This window comes from Pseudomonas sp. AC463, assembly GCF_979253585.1.
In genome coordinates this window covers 1-261 of record NZ_CEEDDZ010000763.1, presented here as the reverse complement: position 1 = coordinate 261, position 261 = coordinate 1, and the positions used below count along the sequence as shown (strand labels likewise).

Sequence of the window (261 nt, the reverse complement as noted above, 5' to 3'; positions counted from 1 at the left end):
CGCGCCGGCCACCGCGAAACCTTCGGGAAGGGCAATTGCGTCGCGGTCGGCCTCGCCGCCGGGTTCCTCGAACCGCTCGAAGCCTCCGCGATTGTGCTGATCGAATTGTCTGCGAAGATGATCGCCGAACAGATGCCCGCCTGTCGGGAGGTGATGCCCGTCGTCGCGCGCCGCTTCAACGACACGACGCTGTATCGCTGGGGCCGGATCGTCGATTTCCTGAAGCTTCATTACGCGCTGACGAAGCGCACCGACACCGAC

Annotated in this window: 1 protein-coding gene; it reads left to right on the top strand. The window is 64.8% G+C overall.

Annotated features, from left to right (window positions below; genetic code table 11):
- The coding region (locus AC0IYH_RS32280; protein ID WP_471838400.1) for a tryptophan 7-halogenase at positions 1-261 on the top strand (261 nt) is incomplete at both ends.